This window comes from Clostridium niameyense (assembly GCF_001243045.1).
GTDB lineage: Bacteria > Bacillota > Clostridia > Clostridiales > Clostridiaceae > Clostridium_F > Clostridium_F niameyense.
Genome location: NZ_LN849007.1, coordinates 1,352,619 through 1,373,006, shown reverse-complemented (window position 1 = coordinate 1,373,006; position 20,388 = coordinate 1,352,619). Strand labels below are relative to the sequence as shown.

Below are 20,388 nucleotides of genomic sequence, written 5' to 3'. Positions count from 1 at the left end.
AAAGCTATAATTAAATTGAAAGATGGAGGATATTAGAATGAGAGAAGAAGAAGTATTAAAGTGTTTCTCACAAGGATTCGATTGTTCCCAAGTAGTGCTTAGTAGTGTAGCTGAAGAATTAGGCATAGATGATATTACTGCAAAAAAGGTTGCTTCTGGTTTTGGAGGAGGAATGTTTTGTGGAAGTACCTGTGGAGCTGTAACTGGCGCTCTTATGGCCATTGGATTAAAATATGGACATAGTATGCCAAATACTCCAGAGATAAAGGAGAAAAATATTGCTAAAATAGCAGAATTTAAGAAGAAGTTCGGAAAGAAATATGATTCAGTAATATGTAAAGAACTTTTAGGATACGATATTACTAATCCTGAAGATTTAAAGAAGATTAATGAAAAGGAATTACTCACTAAATTTTGTCCTAAATTAGTATCAGATGTTATTGATACTTTAAAGGAAGTATTATAATTTATTAAAAATAATAAATATGATTTTTCAAAACAAATTATTATACAAAAATATTTTTAAATAACTTAACATATATTATAAATCATTAAGTTTTTAAATAAAATTTTTTTATGAAATAGATAAAGGACTTGTAATAATGCATTATTACAAGTCCTTTTTAGTTGTTAGATAATAAATTTATAAAATCTGAAGACTTATCTTGAAGACCTGCAATAACCAAAACATCTCCTTCTAAGATAATAGTATCTCCATTAGGTAAAATTTCGTTTTCATCTCTTATAATCAAAAATATTCTACAACCTATTGGAAAGTTTAACTCTTTTAAAGGTTTATTAAAGATTTCCTTATTAGTAGGAATGAATTCTCTAACACATACTTTATTTATATTAGATTCACTAACTTTTTCTAGACCACTATAATCCATAGTTTTATCAAATAATAGAGGAAACAACATACAAGATATCACAGCAGTTAATATTAAAGCAGAATATCTTTCTGAATTAATTAAATTTAAATTCAAGGCTATTTGAGCACCAACTATTAAAATACTTAGTTGAGTTGACAAAAGGAAAGCAGAGGATATTGCTTTTCTTCTACCATACTTATATTTTAATAAGATAGAAGGAATAAGTTTTATTATATATATAATAAATAAAAATAACGGTATTTCAATTAAAGATATAGGGCTTTTAAATACGGATTTAATATCTAAATTTACTCCAACCATTATAAAAAATATAGGTATAAGAAAACCGTAACCTATTATGTCTAATTTATATTTTAGATCTTCTTCTCTACTTTTATCTGTTAAAAATGTAAATATAACTCCTGCTAGGAAAGATCCCAAAGCTATTTCAGTTCCTACTTTATTTGAAATAGTAACTAATATAAGAATTAAGGCAAAAGCAGCTCTAACTTCTAAGTGCATTTTATTACCAGAAAAGTTATCAAATCCATATTTTTTTTGTACTCTTTTTAATACTATATATATTAAAAAAGAAGCAACTATTACTATTAGGAAAAGAAAACTTTTATAGCTTAAGCCATAGTTTAGCTTGGAAGATATAACAGTCATGGCTATTAAACTTATAAATTCTCCTATAAGAGAGAATATTAAAAGACTTTGACCAAATTCCGTTTTTAAGATTCCTCTTTCTTTTAAGAAAGGAACTAAAAATCCTGGAGCTGCAGCAGAAAATAAAAAGGTCATAAATATAACATTTTTTATTAGTTTAATAGAATATAAAAATTTACATATGCCAAAGGAAATTAATATTGATAGAATAGACATTATAGAACACAATAATAAATTATTAAAACCTTTGGAGTTTTTACTTATCTTTATACTATGCACATCTATTTCTAGTCCACTTAAGAACATTAAATAAGCAAGACCTAAATTTGAAAGAAATTCAATCCAAGGATCTATATGAATTAAATTAAGAAAACTTTTTCCTATAATAATTCCTATAAAAAGTTCCCCAACTACGAAAGGAACCTTGTACTTTTTAAAAGCACTTATAAATAAAGGAGTTATAAATGCAAACAAAGATAAAATTAAAAGAGAATCATAATTTATGTTTTCCAAAGTTTACCACCTCTTTAATTGGTTGTTTATGCTAAAATTTAATCAAGTAATTATATCATAATAAATACATTATTTAAACTATTAATTTTTAATAGAAAATATTAAAATAAAGGATTTTTATTTTAATGTGTAGTATATAATAATACAAGAATTTATAACAAAAGGAAGTGACAATTATGAGTTTTGATAAAATATTTCAAATAGTTCTTATTGTAGCCATAGTATTGCAATTTTATTATTCTTTTATAAAAGGAAGAGAGAGTAGTGTGGATGTTGGTAAGGATATATTATTTTTAAAAAGAAGTTCTAAAAAGCAGAGTTTTATATTGCTTATTATGATATTAATAATTGGATATATGATGTATGCCATTATAAAATCCAATGTTTCTAATATGGGATTACTTATAGTTATTTATTTAATCTTATTTATATATGACTTTAGTAAAATTAAAATAGTTACAGACAAAGGAATAGGAAATAAAAGTTTGTATACAAAATCAATTTATAATTTTGCAAATTGGGAAGATATAGTTAAGTGGGAGTGGCATCCTAAACAAAGTAATATATTATTTTTTAATGTAAAGATTAAGGAAAAAGAGGATAGAAGGGATTGGGATATATATCCTTCAGATAGAGAAAAAATGAACTCTATTTTACAAAAATATGCAGGAAGTGCTTTTGTTGAAAGTAAGGAAATAGAATGTGATGAAAAAGCAGATAATAATTAGCTTAGGTTAATTAATTAAAAAGGGGGATATGAATATGAAAATAGCTTTATGTCAAATGAAAGTGGTAGAAAATAAAGGGGAAAATATAAATAAAGCTATTTCTATGATTGAAAGATCAGTAGAGAAAGAAGCTGATATGATAGTTTTACCTGAAATGTTTAATTGTCCTTATGATAATAAATATTTTAGACATTATGCTGAAAAAATAAATTTAAAAGGAGATAACCGAGGAGAAACTGTACAGGCTTTAGTAAAAGCGGCTAGAGATAATAAAGTATATATCATAGGAGGATCTATACCAGAGATAGATACTGAAGGTAGAATATATAATACTTCTATTGTAATAAATAAACAAGGTGAAATATTAGGTGTCCATAGGAAGATTCATTTATTTGATATAGACGTAAAAGGAAAAATAGTTTTTAAGGAATCAGATGTATTGACTAGTGGAAATGCTCCTACAGTAGTTTCTACTTCTTTGGGTGAAATTGGTCTTATGATATGTTATGATATAAGATTTCCCGAACTTTCAAGAATTATGGTAGAAAAAGGTGCAAAAATAATATTTACTCCAGCAGCGTTTAATATGACTACAGGACCTAGCCATTGGGAAACTTTATTTAAGTGTAGAGCTTTAGATAATCAAGTTTATATGGTAGGTGTATCTCCAGCAAGATGTAATAATAGTTCTTATATAGCTTATGGTAATTCATTAGTTGCAAGTCCTTGGGGGGAAATAGTAGGAAGATTAGATGAAAAGGAAGGAATCTTATTTCAAAATATAGATTTAAAATACGAAGAAAAGGTAAGGGAGGAGCTTCCTCTTTTAAAACATATAAGAAGAGATTTGTATACTTTAAAATTATTATAAAAAAGGCGATGAATTCATCGCCTTTTTTTAAAGTTTAAATACAGATACATTTTTTTGTAATTCTTCTACCATAGATACTAATTTTTCTATTGCTTCAGTAGTTTCTTCTATAGTTGAGGTTTGTTCTTCTGTAGAAGCTGCCACTTCCTGTGTACTAGAAGATGCATTTGTAGATATATTTTCTATTTCATATATTTTAGTTGAAATATCTGTTATATATTTATTAGAATTTTCTATCATAGTATTAACAATTTCAAATCTATCTTGTATATTATCAAAAGAACTCAACATTTTTTCAAAGGAACCATTAACAATTCCAACAATTTCTTTACCTTTTTGAGCCTCTAAATTACCTTTTTCAATAGATTTTAAAGCATCTTTAGTTTTTTCACTATTAGTTAAAATTAAATTTTTAATATTATTTGCAGAACTCATAGATTCTTCTGCAAGCTTTCTAACTTCTTCAGCAACTACAGCAAAACCACGACCAGCTTCGCCAGCACGAGCAGCTTCTATAGAGGCATTTAAAGCTAGTAAGTTTGTTTGATCTGCAATATTATTTATTATTTCCACAATATTTCCAATTTCTTCAGAGTTTTTTTGTAGATTATAAATTATATCAGAAGAATAGCTGACACTTTCCTTTAAAGTAGTCACTTGATCTATCATATTTTTCATATCGTTTTTTCCATTAGAAGCTAAAGTATTAGTATTTTGTGAATGAGAAAGAATTTCTTCTACTTTTTCTTCTATATTAAATATACTTTCAGTCATATCATTCATATCAAGAGAAATATCATTAATTAATTTTACTTGATTGTTTGAACCTTCTGCAATTTCTTGTGTAGAAGAAGATATTTCTTCAGAAACAGCTGTAGTCTGTTCAGCAGAAGACAGAACATGTTGAGATGAAGAAAGTAAGTTACTAGAAAACTTGTTAATATTATTAGTTATGTCTCTTAAATTATCAATCATTAAATTGAAACTCTTTCCTACAGTACCAATCTCATCTTCATTTTGTATTTTTACTTTTTGAGTAAGGTCACCACGAGATACAGCTTCAGCTATATTAGATAAATCATTTAATGGAGTTAAAGATTTTCTAATAATATAGATTAATAGTAAAGTACTTATGATTAAAGAAATTAAGGTTATAAAAATAGAACTTAATAATATATTTTTTAAAGCAGCTTGTTGATCGCTTAGAGATAATCCGAAACTCATAACTCCTACTAAAGTTCCGTTACTATTTTTTACAGGCATTATTATATCAAAAATAGTTTCACCTTTATATTTGTAATAAGAAGAAAAAGTTTTACCAGTTTTTATAACAGATTTGGTTGCTTCATCAGTTAATGTTTTACCTATTCTTTCTTTTATGCTATGAGATAATACTTTAAGATTTTTATCCATAATTAAAGCATATTTAATGTTTTTATTTTTACTTAATTCTTCTACTAGAGTTTGCGTATCTACGAAATTATTTAATTTTTTTACTTCATTTGCGTTTAATCCTATTTGTATTAACCCGCCGTTTCCAAAAGAAGTGGCAGAATATTTATAGTAGTTATGATTTAACTTATTTTGTCTTAGGGGTTCAACTAAGGATGTTTTTTTACCTTTAAGTATATCATAGCCTATATAATCACTTGGAAAAACATAATTTATATTTTCAGGTAAGTTAGAGTATATAATTTTACCTTGATTATCTGTTATGTTTATTTCTTGTAAATTAGTTTGTTTAGCTATTTCTGCTAAATTAGCATTTGAAGTATCTTTTGTTTGATTTAGAAGGTAAGCTACACTTAAAAGCTTTTCAGAAGATAAGATGTCTATGGTTTTTTTGAATTCTGTATATTTAGTTATTTCAGAATTTAATTGATTAGCCAAATTTAATCCATCGACTTTTACTTGTTTTTTAAATTTGTTGCTTACCATAATGTAAGTTACTGTAGTTAATATACTAGAACATAAAAAGAATATAACTAAAGTAGTACAAATAATTTTGTTTTTTAAGCTGTTTTTGTTATCCCCCAGTTTATTATTCATTATAAAGTCACTCCTTGTAAAAATTTGTGTAAATATGAAACAAATAGTTGCAATACCATTATAATATTAAATTTAGTAGTAATCAAATAAAAAGTTGAATTATTTTATAATAAAGAAAAATTAAAATTATAGTAAAATGAGATATTTCAAAAATTAATTTGAAATATCTCATTTTTATAGGAAAGACGTCTGGAATTCTTTATAATTTAAATATAGATACATTTTTTTGCAGTTCTTCAACCATTTTTACTAATCTTTCAATTGTTTCTGTAGTTTCCTCAATAGTTGCAGTTTGCTCTTCTGTAGACGCTGAAACTTCTTCTGTATTGGCAGAAGAATTAGTTGATACAGTTTCTATTTCATACATTTTTGAAGATATATTTGTTATATGTTTATTAGAGCCTTCTATCATATTATTAATAATATTGAATTTAATCTGCATATCATCAAAAGAAGACAACATTTTTCCGAAAGAATTATTAAGTACTTTAACAATTTCTTCTCCTTTTTGTGCTTCGGAGTTACCTTTTCTTATAGAATCCAAGGCTTCTTTAGTTTTTTCTTCATTACTTAAAATTAATGTTTTAATATTATTTGCAGAATTCATTGATTCTTCTGCAAGCTTTCTTACCTCTTCAGCAACTACAGCAAAACCACGACCACTTTCACCTGCACGGGCAGCTTCTATAGAAGCATTTAAGGCTAAGAGATTTGTTTGATCTGCAATATCATTTATTATTTCTACAATGTTACCTATTTGTTTTGAATTTTCTTGTAGTTTTTGTATTATATCAGCAGAATAACTAACGCTTTCGTTTAGAGTATCCATTTGCTTTATCATATTATTTAAATCTTCTTTTCCATTAGAAGCCAAATTATTAGTGGTTTTTGAATGATTTAAAATTTCAGCTATTTTTTCATCTATGTTTAATATATTTTTTGTCATATTATTCATATCAGTAGAAATATCACTAATTAATTTTACTTGGTTGTTTGAACCTGCTGCTATTTCTTGTGTAGCAGAGGAAATTTCTTCAGAAACTGCTGTAGTTTGTTCTGCAGAAGATAAAATTTGTTGTGAAGAAGAAAGTAAATTAGTAGAAAATTCATTAATGTTATTAGTTATATTTCTTAAATTATCAATCATTAAATTAAAGCTTTTTGATACGGTTCCAATTTCATCATTATTTTGTATTTTTATTTTTTTACTAAGATCTCCTTTAGATACTGCAAAAGCTATATTTGATAAATTGTTTAACGGAGATAAAGAAGATTTTATTATATATATTAATATAACTGTACTTATAATCAAAGAAATTAATGTTATAAAAATAGAGGTTAATAAAATATTTCTTAAAGCACGTTTCTGTGTAGTTAATGAGATACCTATATTTATAGCTCCAATTTGTTGTCCCTTACTATTTTTTAAAGGCATTATTACATCATAAACATCTATTTTACCTTTGTATTTATAAGTAGATGAATAGGTTTTACCTGTTTTTTTCACATCGTTACTGCCTTTGTCAGTTAAATTCATGCCTATTCGTTCTTTAGAACTGTGAGATGTTACCTTAAGATTGTTGTCCATAACTAAAGCATATACTATATTATTGTTTTTAGATATATTTTCAACTAAATTTTGAATATCTGTGGCTTTGGTTTGTTTATTTAATTCATTTACATTTAGTCCTATTTGTATTAAGCCACCATTAGGAGAAGAAGTTGCACAATATTTATAGTAATTATGATTTACTTTATTTTGTCTTGTTGGTTCTATAACTTTATTTTTTGAACCTTTTATTATGTCATAACCTATGTAATTTGAAGGATATACATAATTTATATTCTCAGGCAAATTACTGTATATTATTTTACCTTTATTATCAGTTATATTTATTTCTTGAATATTAGCTTGTTTAGCTATTTCAACTAAAGTTTCGTTAGACATATTTTTATTTGATCCTAATATGTAAGATACACTTAAAAGTTTTTCAGTTATTAGAGAATCTATAGTTTCTTTAAGTTCACTATATCTCATGATTTCAGAATCAAGTTCTTCAACTAAATTTAATCCATCAGCTTTGATTTGGTTATTGAACTTAGTTCTTACTACAAGATAAGTTGTTGTTGTCAAAATTATTGAACATAGAAAGAATATAACTAAGGTTGTAGAAATAATTTTAACTTTTAGACTCTTGTCTTTATGTATAAGTTTTCCGATCATAAATAAATGTCACTCCTTGTTAAAAAATGTTTAAATATGAATTTAATAGTCATATTGTAATTATAATATTAAATTTACCAGTAATCAAATAAAAAATTAGATTCTTATAAAAATATTATATATTTAAAAACTAAAAATACAGTAGTACAAAGACTACTGTATTTTTAGTTAGTTTTATAATATATAACATCTATATAATTTTAGAATGAAAACAATTTAACTTACAAAGCTATCACAATAGGTATCATAATCTTTTAGTAAATCATAGTAGTTATCAACCCCTGAATTTATATCATAAGCATTAGCTAAATTTTTTATAAATTCTTCCTTGGACATACCACAATCTTTTATTAATGAATTAACTGTACTTAAAACATGGTTTGGAATTTTATTACAATGTCTATTCATTAAAAACACTCCTTTAATAAAATATTTTAAAAGGATATAATGTATACTATATAATATGTATACATTTACATAAGAGAATTTATTAACATATTACAATATAAAATATATCACATTTAAAACAAAAAATCAATAAATATATCATAAATATAAAGAAAATTTTGTCTGTTATTAGCACCATATTTATATAAAATTAAAAAAATCAAAAGAGTAATAAAAATACTGTTTATTGTGAATATATATTTATAAGAAAGTTTTTAAGAAAATATAAAATATTTCAACTAATTAGTATTTTAATAGGAAAATATGATATTATAAAACAGTATGTAATTATAAAATAAACGTATAAATAGTAAATATGTCATTAAATATTTAAATAGAAAGGGTTTATAACTAATGAAGGATTTTATTTTTGATTTAACGTTGGTGTTCCAAGTGTTTGTATTTTTAATTAGTATGTATTATCTTGTATTATCTTTATTTGGGTTAAAAAAACATGAAGATAAAAAAGGTGAGACTTTTAAGCCACAAAAGAAATTTGCTTTAGTAGTGGCAGCTCATAATGAGGAAATGGTTATAGGAAAAATAATTGAAAGCCTTAGGTCTTTAGACTATCCAAAGGAGTTATACGATATATTTATAATAGCAGATAATTGTACAGACAATACAGCATCTATTGGCAGAAGTTATAAAGATGTAAAAGTCTGTGAAAGAAATGTACCAGATAAAAGAGGAAAAGGATATGCCTTAGAATGGATGTTCGGCAAAATATTTAATATGGATACAAAATATGATGCTATAGCTATATTTGATGCAGATAATTTGGTTTCTAAAAACTTTTTAAGAGAAATGAATTATAAATTATGTGAAGGTTACAAAGTAGTTCAAGGGTATATAGATAGTAAAAACCCTAATGATTCATGGATAACTGGTTCTTATTCTATAGCTTTTTGGACTGCTAATAGACTTTTTCAATTAGCAAGAGCAAATCTAGGATTATCTAATCAAATAGGTGGTACAGGTTTTTGTATGGATACGGAAATATTAAAAAAATTAGGTTGGGGTGCAACCTGTCTAACAGAGGACTTAGAGTTTACATGTAAATTAGTTTTAAATGGTTATAAAGTTGGATGGTGTCATAATGCTAGAGTTTATGATGAAAAGCCTCTTACATTAAAGCAATCTTGGAGTCAAAGAAAAAGATGGATGCAAGGATTTGCAGATGTATGTTCAAGATTTTTTAGAAAGTTATTTAAAAAGGCTATAAAAGATAGAGATTTTACGGCTTTAGACTGTGCGTTATATACAATACAACCTTTTGTGGTTTTATTGCTAGGGGTATCAGCATTATTAACATTAATTCAAACTAATTTACCTCATGGAGCTAATATATTTGTAATGAATTATTTGTTTTCTCCTTGGGTATGGAAATCATTCAGTATAGTTCAATTTTTATTTACTCCTTTTGTTATGGTTTTAGAGGATAAGCTATCAAAAAATATGTTTTTAACCTTTGCATTATATTCATTAAATATAGTGGTATTTGGTTTTATATTAGGAAATAATCCTAAATTTTATGAGGTAGCTATATGTTCAGTTATATATTTAGTGATATTTTTAGTTGCTTTATATATAATAGATAGAAAACATTCCTTTAAAATATTTATATGGTATTTATTATATGGAATATATACATTAACTTGGATACCTATAACTATTCAAGGGATAATAGATAAGGATAATAAAGAGTGGAGTCATACAAAACATATAAGAGAAATAAGTATTCAAGATGTAGAATAATAGAAAAGTTTGTATATAATTATATAGCTTAGGCTGTTGGTAAATATAAGTTGCCAATGGTCTTTTTTCTTTTTGAATGAATAATATACTTATACAGTGTTTGACAAGGATTAAGTGTAATAATAAAATTGAGCTAAGAAGGGTAATTTATAATATTTTTATAATAATATGGGGGATAATTATGATAGATAATAATACTATAATAAATATATTAAAAAAAGAAATGGCGCCTGGATTGGGTGTTACAGAACCCGCAGCAATTGCCTTAGCTACAGCAAAGGCTTATGAGACAATTGGTGGAGAGTTTAAAAAGGTAGAAGTTAAAACTGATGGAGGATTATTTAAAAATGCTTTTTCATGTGGTATACCAGGTACTTGTGAAATAGGAAATGAATTTGCTGCTATGCTAGGAATTGTAGCTGGAGATTCGTCTTTAGGTCTTGAAGTTCTTAAAAATATAGAAGAGATTCATGTGATAAAAGCTAAGGAATTTATAGATAATCATAAGGTGAGCTTTAAGGTTAAGGACAATACAAAAGGCTTGTATGTTGAGGCAATAGTAACTACAAATAAGGGATATGGTAGAATTTTAATTACTAACTCACATGATAATATAAGTTTAATTGAAAAAAATAGTGAAATAATATATGAGAAAACTAAAGAAAATATTAATAATAATGAAAGTATAGTAGATTCTAAAAGGATAACAAAGCTTACTGTAAATGAGATTGTTAATTTTGTAAATACTGTAGATTATAATAGTATTAGTTTTCTTGAAAAAGCAGTAGATATGAACAAAAAATTAGCAATAAGAGGATTAGAAGGTAGTGGATTAGGTCTTGGAAAAATGCTTAATGAAACATATAAAAATAATAATGATGATTATGCTTTGTATGGTGAAGTATTAACTTGCGCTGCAGTAGATGCTAGAGTTTCAGGCGAAGCACTTCCTGCTATGACAATAACTGGCAGTGGTAATCATGGTATAATAAGTACTCTACCGATTGTAGCTGTAGTAGAAAAAAATAATTTAGGTAAAGAAAAGTTAGTAAGAGCAATAGCTTTAAGTTATCTTATAAATATCTATATAAAGGAATTTTCAGGAAAGTTGTCTGCTTTTTGTGGTTGCGCTGTAGCAGCAGGTACTGGAGTTAGTGCAGCTATTACTTATTTACTAGGCGGAAATTGCAATCAAATAGGTTATGCTATAGTAAATATGGCATCTAATATAACAGGAATGATATGTTCAGGTGGAAATTTAGCATGTTCATTAAAGGCAAATACAGGGGTAAAAGCTTCATTTTTAAGTTCAAAAATGGCTTTAGAAAATATAGTTGTACCAAATAGATGTGGCATAGTTTCTAATTCTGTTGAAGAAACTATGAAATGTATAGGTAAAATAGCATACCCAGGAATGGCAAATACGGATAAAGAAATATTAAATATAATGGTTGAAAATTCAAAGTAAAATTTTATGCTATATAGTAATAAAACTAGGTTTTATAAAGTTTAGTTTTTTTAAACATTTATGAATATTTGAAAAAATTTTAAAATTACAAATTCAAGGTATATGTAACTTATAACAGGTATACTATTGATATGTTAAAGTAATAAGTCTACATTAAAGATTAATTTTCTACAAAATAAAGGAGGTTATTTAAATGAAAAATTTAGAATTAAAATATGGTAGAGAAAAGGTAAGTTTTTCAATGCCAGAAGAGGACATAATAAAGATTATAGATCATAATCCATTTAAAGTGGACAAAACAGAAGAAGAAGTAATAAAAGAAGCCATAGAAAATCCTATTTGTAGTGCTCCTTTAAAAGAGCTTGTTCACGAGGATGAAAAAGTTTGCATAGTTATACCAGATGTTACAAGAGCATGGCAAAAAGTTAGTACATACTTACCTTATATTTTAGAAGAAGTTAAAAAAGGTGGAGTCAAAGATGAAGATATAATCTTTTTAAGTTCTACAGGTTCTCATAGAGAACAAACAGAAGAGGAACATAAGCTTTTAGTTGGAGAAGAAATATATAATAAATATAAAGTTATTGATCATATTTGTACAAAAGAAGAAGATTTAGTATATTGTGGTAAGACCTCTTACAACACACCTGTGAGTATTAATAGATATGCAGCAGAAGCTGATCATGTAATTTTAGTAGGAGCTATTATATATCATTTTCTTGTAGGATATTCAGGTGGTAAAAAAGCTATATTACCAGGAATATCTTCTTATGAAACTATAATGGCAAATCATGCTTTATCTTTTACAGGTGAACTTGGAGAAGGAGAAAATAAAAATGTAAGGGCTGGAAATACATGTGAAAATCCAATACATTTAGACATGCTAGAGGCAGCAAGTTTTGTAAGACCTACATTTATGTTTAATGCAATAATGGGTTCAGATGGAAATATAGCAGCAGCAGTGTCAGGTAACTATATAAAAGCTCACGAAGCAGGAAGAAAATATGTTGATAAAGTAGATGGAGTAGAAATAGATGAAAAAGCTGACTTAGCTATAGCTACGGCAGGAGGATTTCCAAAGGATATAAACTTCTATCAATCTTCAAAAACTATAGTAAATTCAAGAGAAGCTGTTAAAGAAGATGGAAGCATCATAATACTTTCAGAATGTAGTGAAGGTTTAGGTGGTGATGATGGTGTTAGAATGATGCTTACAGACTTTGATAATAATTTAGATAGAGAAAAAGAATTAAGAGATAACTACAGTATATCAAAACACACAAGTTATATAGCTTGTGATACTGCAGAAAAGTTTAATTTAATATTGGTAAGTAATATAGATCCAGAATTAATGAAAAATACAAAAATAAGAGTAGTAAAAACTCTTGATGAAGCTTTAGAATTAGTTAAAAAGGAAAAAGGAGAGCATTTAAGAACGTACATAATGCCTCATGCAGCAAATACATTACCTAAGTTAGTAAAATAGAATTTAAGTAGAAAGAATTATGTAGAATAAATGTACTGCAAGTACTTTTATTCTACATATTTTTTATGCTTAAAAATAGTTCAGTTACTTAAAGTTATAGTTTATAGTACCTTATCTAAGTTTGTTTTAAGGAATATTTTTTACTAAACATATATTTATGTAACTTAGTTAGCTTAAAATGCAACATGGTAGTATGACTGTTGAACTTATTTATGATAGAAAATATAATTAAGGTAGAAAAGGATAGGGGGAACTGTTATGAAATCGGAAAAATATAATTCTGCTATTGATTATTTAGGATATGCTTTTTATGCATTTGGAGGACTAGGGTTAGAAATATTGTTAATAATGATAGAAAAGAATATGTTTGGTTATACAAATAATAAATGGACAATAACTCAAAATATCTCTCATTGGATCATAACATGTGTACTTTGGGGATTTATTTCTTATATATTATATAAAAAACTTCCTAAAGCAAATAACTCAATTGACAATATAAAATGGCAAATTACAGGACTTATTTTTATTATTAGTATAGTTTATACAACTTTTTCATGGAAGGGTTTTAAACCTATTATTGAGTTTTCTTCAAATGGAATGTTAAAATTTGTAGTACAGTATATTTACTATGGGTTTGAGGGAATGCTTATTACTTTAATTATTGTTTTCGGACAAAAAGCATTCGATATGTGGTTTAAAAATAATAGAAATATTCCATTTGGAGGCATATTATTAGCAGTTACCTGGGGTACTGTCCACTTTTTAACTCAAGGAAACTCAACGGGAATGTATACTTGTATATTATCTATACTTTATGGTTTAACTTACTTATCATTGAATGGAAATTTTAAAATTTCTTATATAGCTATAACTTTAATGTTCATGCTATAATACCCCCTAGGGAGGGGATAAAGGTGCAAATCAATGAATATGAACAAAAAAACATTCCTGAAGACAAAATTGACTTTTATTATAAAGAAAAATCTAATGATGTAAAAGAAATTTTAGATTATTTAAGAAAGCATAATAATAAGTTAATTGGAAAATTAGATGATAAAAATGTATTGTTTTCTATAAATGATGTATATTACTTTGAGTCTGTTGATAAAAGAACTTTTGCATATTTGAAAAAACAGGTTTTTCGTATTGAAAGTAAGTTGCAAGATTTAGAAAGTTATTACTCTAAATTAGGATTTATAAGGGTAAATAAATCTGTTGTGTTGAATATCTATAAAATTGAATTTTTAAAATCAGATTTTAATATGCGAGTAATAGCATATTTAGATAACAACGAAAAAGTACAAATAAACAGAAGTTATAAACCTAAGTTTAATTCATTTTTAAAAAAAATGAATGAAGGAGGGTTTTAAGAATGAAACTTATAAATAAAAAAAATACTATTCCAATTATTTGTATGACTTATACTTGTGTATCAGTTGCATTAACCATTTTTGAAATAATAAGCAAAAAGGAAATAAATGAAACACAATTTAATATGTTTTTATTTTTAATATTAAGTATACTGGCGGTAGGGGTATTATCTCAACATTATAGACTAGAACGATTTTCTCCGTTAGCAGTAATTGTTATTCAATATGTAATTGCTATTGGTGTAATTATCATTTGGTTATGGATAACTTCATTTTTTATGGATATACATCCAAATGGATATAGGGATATGATATTTTCTTTTTCCATTCCATATTTTATAGGAACAATTATTTATTATGTTTATCTTAAAAAAGAAATAAAAAAACAAAATCAACTTATAAATAATATTAAAAATAGAGAACGTTGATAACAAAAAAGGCTAGTTATGTTATTGAAAAGTGATATAATATATCTATATGTTAGTTTTTATAATATAAATTATATAAGAGGAAAGTTAGTGTTAGATTATTTAGTGGAATTTTGAACTCTACTGGATAATTTTTAAAATGCTGACTTTTCTTTTTTATTGTGTATTTTAATAAGTTCTTACAAAATGTTTGAAAATTGAAAAAATTTTATAAATCTTATTAAGATACAGTTAATAATGACGATATAATATATATAATAAAAATATGAAATATTTATTAGAAATTCATTAAATTTAAGTTAAAAATTTAAGGAGGCATGAAAAGTGAAAAAGGCTAAAAAATGCATGAGATTTTTGTCAGTAGCGGTGTTAATTATTACAAGTTTAACACTAGTGGCTTATAAAGAAATGCCTAATACTACTAAAAATAAAATTTTATTAGCAAATAAGGACAATAGCTCAAATAAAAAAAATAACGATATTATAGATAAGAAGATATATGGATTAACCTATGATGAAAATAAAATATTATCTCATGAGGGTGAAAAAGTTCAAAGCTTTATACCAGCGGAAAGTTTTGAAAATCCGGGAAAATTTATTGTAGTAAAACGTGAAAAGAAGAGCATTTCAGATTCAACCTCAGATATTTCTGTTATAGATTCAATAAATAATAGAACTTATCCAGGAGCTATACAACTTGCTAATAGGAATCTTATAGAAAATAAACCAGATATAATTTCTTGTGAAAGAAAACCTATTACAATAAGTGTTGATTTACCTGGTATGGGAAATGACGGAAAAAGGGTAGTTAAATCACCTACCTATTCTTCAATTAATTCTTCAATAAACTCAATATTAGAAACATGGAATTCAAAATATTCCTCTAAGTATACTATACCTACAAAAATAAATTATTTTGATACTATGGTATATAGTAAATCTCAATTATCTGCAATGCTCGGATGCAATTTTAAGACTTTAAGCAAAGCTTTAAATATAGATTTTGATTCTATATATAAAGGTGAAAAAAAGGTTATGCTTTTATCTTATAAGCAAATATTTTATACAGTAAGTGTAGATGCACCCAATCGTCCATCAGATTTGTTTGGGGATAGTGTAACCTTCCGTCAATTAGCTTTAAAAGGAATAAATAAGGACAACCCTCCTGCTTATGTTTCAAATGTTGCATATGGTAGAACTATTTATGTAAAACTTGAGACAACTTCTAAAAGTGCAAAAGTTAAGGATGCCTTTAAGGCTTTAATAAACAATCAAGATGTAAGTAGCAATGTTGAATACAAGGATATATTAAATCAAAGTTCTTTTACGGCAACTGTTTTAGGTGGAGGAGCAGAAAAGCATAATAAAATAATTACTAAGGATTTTGATAAAATAAGAAGTATTATAAAAAATAATTCTGTATACAGTGCTAAAAATCCAGGATATCCAATTTCTTATACAACTACTTTCTTGAAAAACAATAAGATAGCAACAGTAAACAATAAAACAGAATATGTAGAAACTACTTCTACAGAATATGAAAATGGAAAAATAGTTCTTGATCATAGTGGAGCTTATGTAGCTCAATTTGATGTGACTTGGGATGAAGTAAGCTATGACAAAAATGGTAAGGAAATAGTTGAACATAAGGCTTGGTCAGGAAACAATCAAGACAAAACAGCTCATTTTAATACAGAAATATATCTAAAGGGAAATGCTAGAAATATATGTGTTAAGGTACGAGAATGTACAGGACTTGCTTGGGAATGGTGGAGAACCATTGTAGATGAAAAAAATATGCCATTAGTAAAAGAAAGAGTTATATCAATATGGGGTACAACGTTATATCCACAAAAGTCTATAGAAGTTAAGAAATAAAATATTATAATTTAATATAGTGTGAGTTAAATAAAAAAGGAAATTAGTATGTTTTATATCACTAATTTCCTTTTTAAATTTAAGAATATATACATTTTTGCATATGATTATTTTGTATTTTAATCATAAACTAATAATATAAAAATTTTAGAATAGTAACATAGGGTACAGAAGGTTAAAAGATAAATTATTATAATTAAGTTATTAAAAGAAATAAGATGAAAATTAATAAGTTTAAATAAAAAGGAGAAAAAATGAGTCGTTTTTTAGGAAAAATTCACTTTGTAATGTATGAAAAAATACAATCTCAAGAAAAAATAGTTAAACAAATTGTTGAGTTATCAAAAGAAAACAAATGGGATGAAAATCTTTTAGAAAAAGTTAATGAAGAAGTTGGAACAATACAAATATTACCTTTAGAAGATGTAATAGATACAGATAATATTCATGCTTGGTTACAAGTAAGAGTTAAAAAGGTTGAAGAAAGACTTGCTTTTGTCATTAGTGATCTTATTTTAAAAGATTCTTTAAGATATGAATATATACTGTCATTTATGAGCAAACTTGGAGAAAAAGAAAATTTTGAAGGTAATGCTATTGAGGCATTTCAAAAAATAAATGATTGTTTTTTAGATGGCATGCCTTGCGATAAAGTAAATGAATTTATTAAGACAGAAGGTAATCACGTAGTTTGGGTTCAAAATAAGGATATACATGATTCTTATTGGAATTATGGAGTTTCTAAAGATGTTTATTATGGCATACGTTTTGCATGGATAAAAGGATTATTAAAAGAAACTTCTTTAGAATTTAAAAAATTATGTAATAATAAATATGAAATAAAAAGTAGGTGATAAAATGTATGGAATTGAAATTCTTGTAGATGAACATGATAAAATACTTTTATTTATAGATAAAATGGAAAAGATTTGCGTGGAGATTTTACAAGGTGAGGATGTACCAGTTTCTATATTTCGTCAGGGAATTTTATTCATTCGTAATTTTGCAGATAGACATCATCATAAAAAAGAAGAGGAAATTTTATTCAAATATATGATAGAAAATTTAGGTGGGCTAGCTAATAAACTTGTTAAAAATGGAATGCTTGTAGAACATGATTTAGCAAGACTTCATGTTATGCAATTAGAAAAAGCATTGAATGAATATGAAAGAACTAACAGTGTAAAAAGTAAATTAGACATTATAGGAAATATGATGTCTTATATATATATATTAAGACGTCATATAGAAAAAGAAAATACAGTTGTCTACATCTTTGCAGAAAATAATTTAAGTAAAAAAATAAAAGAAGAAATAAATATTAAAACTAGATTAATAGAAGAAAAAGCAAAAAATGAGGAACTATTAAAACCTTATAAAAAATTCTTAACTAGATTAGCAAATTAAGTTGTCTAATTTTAAAACTTGAATTATACTAAGCAATGTTTAATTATTATAAAAATAGAAAAGACTTATAAACATTTATTGTTGGACAATAGCATTACAGAAGCATATATAAAATCAGTTTTTTATAGTGCTTCTTATTTTTTTTTACAACTAATATGAATATATTTAAAATATCAGAAAATGAACTTAAAAAATATGTAAAATTTATATAATTTCAATCTTAGCGATTATTTAGAAGTTTTATTTTCTTCTCTTAATTATAATAAAGCCATGATTAAATTTATAGGAGAGCATAGATTTAAGGTTTGGGAAGGAGAGAAAATAAAATGAAAAAAGATAAGATCACTTTTTCAAAAGGAATATATAATTTAAATAAAGAGCCTAATTTTAATTTTCAACTTAATCGTGTAATAATGTGGGATGAAGGTAGATTGGAAGATGTTAAGAAAATTTCTCATAAAATTAAAGATAGTGCAACTTGGAAAAAGGAGTTAATTGCTATAGGTGATGAGGCTGTAAGGGAAGGTAGAATAAAAGATGCTATTGCATATTATAGAATGAGTGAATTTTTTATGTATGATGGTGATAAAGATAAAATAAAATATTATAATTTAGCTACAGATATGTTTTATGATTATTATAAAGAATATTTTCAGGATGAAACTGTGACTAGATATGAAGTGCCTTATGAAAATGTGAAACTTCCGGTATTACATACAAAAGCAATAGGAAAAAAGAAAGATACTATTTTACTTCATGGTGGAAATGACTCTTATATGGAAGAATTGTTTTTTGTAATGCTTTATTTTGCCCAAAATGGTTTTGAAGTTTATTTATTTGAAGGTCCAGGACAAGGGGGAGTTATGAGAAATCAAGAAAAACATTTTACCTATAAGTGGGAGAAGCCTGTAACAGCAGTTCTTGATTATCTTAACCTTAATGATGTTATCATTATAGGGGCATCATTAGGAGGTATGCTAGCACCTAGGGCAGCAGCTTATGAAAAAAGAATTAAAGGAGTTATAGCGTGGTCTATTTTTCCTGATTTTTTATCAGTTGTATTAAGTACAATGACAGATTCTGAGCAAAAGATAGTAAGATTATTAGTAAAATTTCATGCTTCAGGTATAATTAATTTAATTACGAATTTAAGTTGTAAAAAAGATGCAACAGCAGATTGGGGACTTAAGCATGGTATGTATGCCTATAATGCAAAATCTCCTTATGACTATTTAGTAAAATTAAGTAAATTTAAAATAACGGATATAGGACATCTAATAGATCAAGATGTATTAGTAATAGGAGCAAACAAAGATCATTTTATTAATTACAAACTTTTTAAAGAAGAATTAGACTGTTTAACTAATGTACGTTCTTTAACTTTTCGTCTTTTCACAGAAAAGGAAACTGCTTGTAATCATTGTAATATGGGAAATACAAAACTTACGTTAGACACTATGATGAATTGGATAGAACATAGAGTTTAATTTATAAACCTTAATGGCTATAATAGCTATTAAGGTTTTTTAGTCTAGGATAAAAAGTTAGGTCTATTAGAGAATAAGCCATATTATTTAAATATTTGTATGTAAAATTTGCTAAAATTATTTTATGATACAAAAAGTGGAGAAATTTTATAAATTTATTACACATTTTACTGGTCTTAATTGTTATACATTATGAGGGGGTGATAAGGTGACGGAATACCCGGTTCGAAAAATCAAGAATGGGTCTACATATATAGCTGAAGAAATTGTTAGAGATAATTACGATAATGTTTACAAATATTGTTATTGGAAAGTGAGAAATGTAGAAAAAGCACAAGATATTACACAGGAAGTTTTTCTTAGATTTATTAAAAATATTAATCATTATTCCGATAAGGGAAAACCTAGAGCATTTCTTTATACAATTGCTAAAAATTTATGTATCAATTGGCATAAACAGTATAAGCCAGAATATTTAGAGGAGGAACAGGAAATAATTGATTTTACATCTTCAAATGTAATTGAAAATGTTACTGATAAATTAGTTTTAAAAAAATTTATATATGAGCTTTCAACGGAACAACAAGAAGTAATATTATTGAGGTTTGGACAAGGCTTAAAAATTAAAGAAATTGCAAGTATAGTAGGTGTATCACGTTTTATTGTGCAATATAGAATAAAAAATGCATTGTCAATATTAAAAAGAAAATTTGGATAGGAGGTTTTTATT

At 25.9% G+C, this 20,388-nt stretch carries 18 protein-coding genes; 14 read left to right on the top strand and 4 right to left on the bottom strand.

The features are described 5' to 3' along the window. Positions 1-37: 37 nt before the first annotated feature. Positions 38-466: a C-GCAxxG-C-C family protein gene (locus BN1711_RS07435; protein WP_050607533.1), complete on the top strand. Its 429-nt coding sequence runs from the start codon at positions 38-40 to the stop codon at positions 464-466. Between the two features lie 157 nt (positions 467-623). Here BN1711_RS07435 and BN1711_RS07430 read toward each other — a convergent pair whose 3' ends face one another. Further along, positions 624-2,054, bottom strand: coding sequence for a cation:proton antiporter (locus tag BN1711_RS07430; RefSeq protein ID WP_050607532.1), 1,431 nt, complete (start codon positions 2,052-2,054; stop codon positions 624-626). A 176-nt stretch (positions 2,055-2,230) separates the two neighbouring features. Between BN1711_RS07430 and BN1711_RS07425 the strand changes: the two genes are divergently transcribed. Then, a complete protein-coding gene (locus BN1711_RS07425; protein ID WP_050607531.1) occupies positions 2,231-2,782 on the top strand; it encodes a hypothetical protein in 552 nt (183 codons plus the stop codon). Between the two features lie 34 nt (positions 2,783-2,816). Beyond that, the gene (locus BN1711_RS07420; protein WP_423243699.1) at positions 2,817-3,653 is read left to right on the top strand and encodes a carbon-nitrogen hydrolase family protein; all 837 of its coding nucleotides are present in this window, start codon (positions 2,817-2,819) and stop codon (positions 3,651-3,653) included. 27 nt (positions 3,654-3,680) lie between these two features. Here BN1711_RS07420 and BN1711_RS07415 read toward each other — a convergent pair whose 3' ends face one another. The 3 genes from BN1711_RS07415 to BN1711_RS07405 form a co-directional block, all read right to left on the bottom strand. Continuing rightward, positions 3,681-5,702 carry a methyl-accepting chemotaxis protein gene (locus BN1711_RS07415; protein WP_050607529.1) on the bottom strand — a complete coding sequence of 674 codons (2,022 nt, stop codon included), beginning with the start codon at positions 5,700-5,702 and terminating at the stop codon, positions 3,681-3,683. A gap of 199 nt (positions 5,703-5,901) precedes the next feature. Beyond that, a complete protein-coding gene (locus BN1711_RS07410; protein ID WP_050607528.1) occupies positions 5,902-7,926 on the bottom strand; it encodes a methyl-accepting chemotaxis protein in 2,025 nt (674 codons plus the stop codon). 216 nt (positions 7,927-8,142) lie between these two features. Beyond that, a complete protein-coding gene (locus tag BN1711_RS07405) occupies positions 8,143-8,334 on the bottom strand; it encodes a hypothetical protein (protein WP_050607527.1) in 192 nt (63 codons plus the stop codon). 393 nt (positions 8,335-8,727) lie between these two features. Here BN1711_RS07405 and BN1711_RS07400 point away from each other — a divergent pair, with 393 nt between their 5' ends. The 11 genes from BN1711_RS07400 to BN1711_RS07350 all read left to right on the top strand — a co-directional run bounded on the left by BN1711_RS07400 (position 8,728) and on the right by BN1711_RS07350 (position 20,376). Continuing rightward, positions 8,728-10,131, top strand: coding sequence for a glycosyltransferase family 2 protein (locus tag BN1711_RS07400; RefSeq protein WP_050607526.1), 1,404 nt, complete (start codon positions 8,728-8,730; stop codon positions 10,129-10,131). A gap of 181 nt (positions 10,132-10,312) precedes the next feature. After that, positions 10,313-11,599 carry an L-cysteine desulfidase family protein gene (locus BN1711_RS07395; RefSeq protein ID WP_205598627.1) on the top strand — a complete coding sequence of 429 codons (1,287 nt, stop codon included), beginning with the start codon at positions 10,313-10,315 and terminating at the stop codon, positions 11,597-11,599. 193 nt (positions 11,600-11,792) lie between these two features. After that, the gene (locus BN1711_RS07390; protein WP_050607525.1) at positions 11,793-13,085 is read left to right on the top strand and encodes a lactate racemase domain-containing protein; all 1,293 of its coding nucleotides are present in this window, start codon (positions 11,793-11,795) and stop codon (positions 13,083-13,085) included. A gap of 258 nt (positions 13,086-13,343) precedes the next feature. Continuing rightward, positions 13,344-13,979 (top strand): hypothetical protein, encoded by a 636-nt coding sequence (locus BN1711_RS12660; RefSeq protein ID WP_050607524.1) that lies wholly within the window; start codon positions 13,344-13,346, stop codon positions 13,977-13,979. 23 nt (positions 13,980-14,002) lie between these two features. Beyond that, positions 14,003-14,458 (top strand): LytTR family DNA-binding domain-containing protein, encoded by a 456-nt coding sequence (locus BN1711_RS07380; protein WP_050607523.1) that lies wholly within the window; start codon positions 14,003-14,005, stop codon positions 14,456-14,458. A 2-nt stretch (positions 14,459-14,460) separates the two neighbouring features. Beyond that, a complete protein-coding gene (locus BN1711_RS07375; protein WP_050607522.1) occupies positions 14,461-14,886 on the top strand; it encodes a DUF6608 family protein in 426 nt (141 codons plus the stop codon). A 324-nt stretch (positions 14,887-15,210) separates the two neighbouring features. Continuing rightward, complete coding sequence (locus tag BN1711_RS07370) at positions 15,211-16,764, top strand: thiol-activated cytolysin family protein (RefSeq protein ID WP_050607521.1); 1,554 nt, start codon at positions 15,211-15,213, stop codon at positions 16,762-16,764. A 254-nt stretch (positions 16,765-17,018) separates the two neighbouring features. Beyond that, positions 17,019-17,618, top strand: coding sequence for a hypothetical protein (locus BN1711_RS07365; RefSeq protein ID WP_050607520.1), 600 nt, complete (start codon positions 17,019-17,021; stop codon positions 17,616-17,618). A gap of 4 nt (positions 17,619-17,622) precedes the next feature. Further along, positions 17,623-18,171 (top strand): hemerythrin domain-containing protein, encoded by a 549-nt coding sequence (locus BN1711_RS07360; protein ID WP_050607519.1) that lies wholly within the window; start codon positions 17,623-17,625, stop codon positions 18,169-18,171. Positions 18,172-18,497: 326 nt separating this feature from the next. Continuing rightward, positions 18,498-19,658, top strand: coding sequence for an alpha/beta hydrolase family protein (locus BN1711_RS07355; RefSeq protein ID WP_050607518.1), 1,161 nt, complete (start codon positions 18,498-18,500; stop codon positions 19,656-19,658). A gap of 208 nt (positions 19,659-19,866) precedes the next feature. Beyond that, positions 19,867-20,376, top strand: a complete 510-nt coding sequence (locus BN1711_RS07350) for an RNA polymerase sigma factor (protein ID WP_050607517.1) — start codon at positions 19,867-19,869, stop codon at positions 20,374-20,376. The last annotated feature ends 12 nt before the right edge of the window (positions 20,377-20,388 follow it).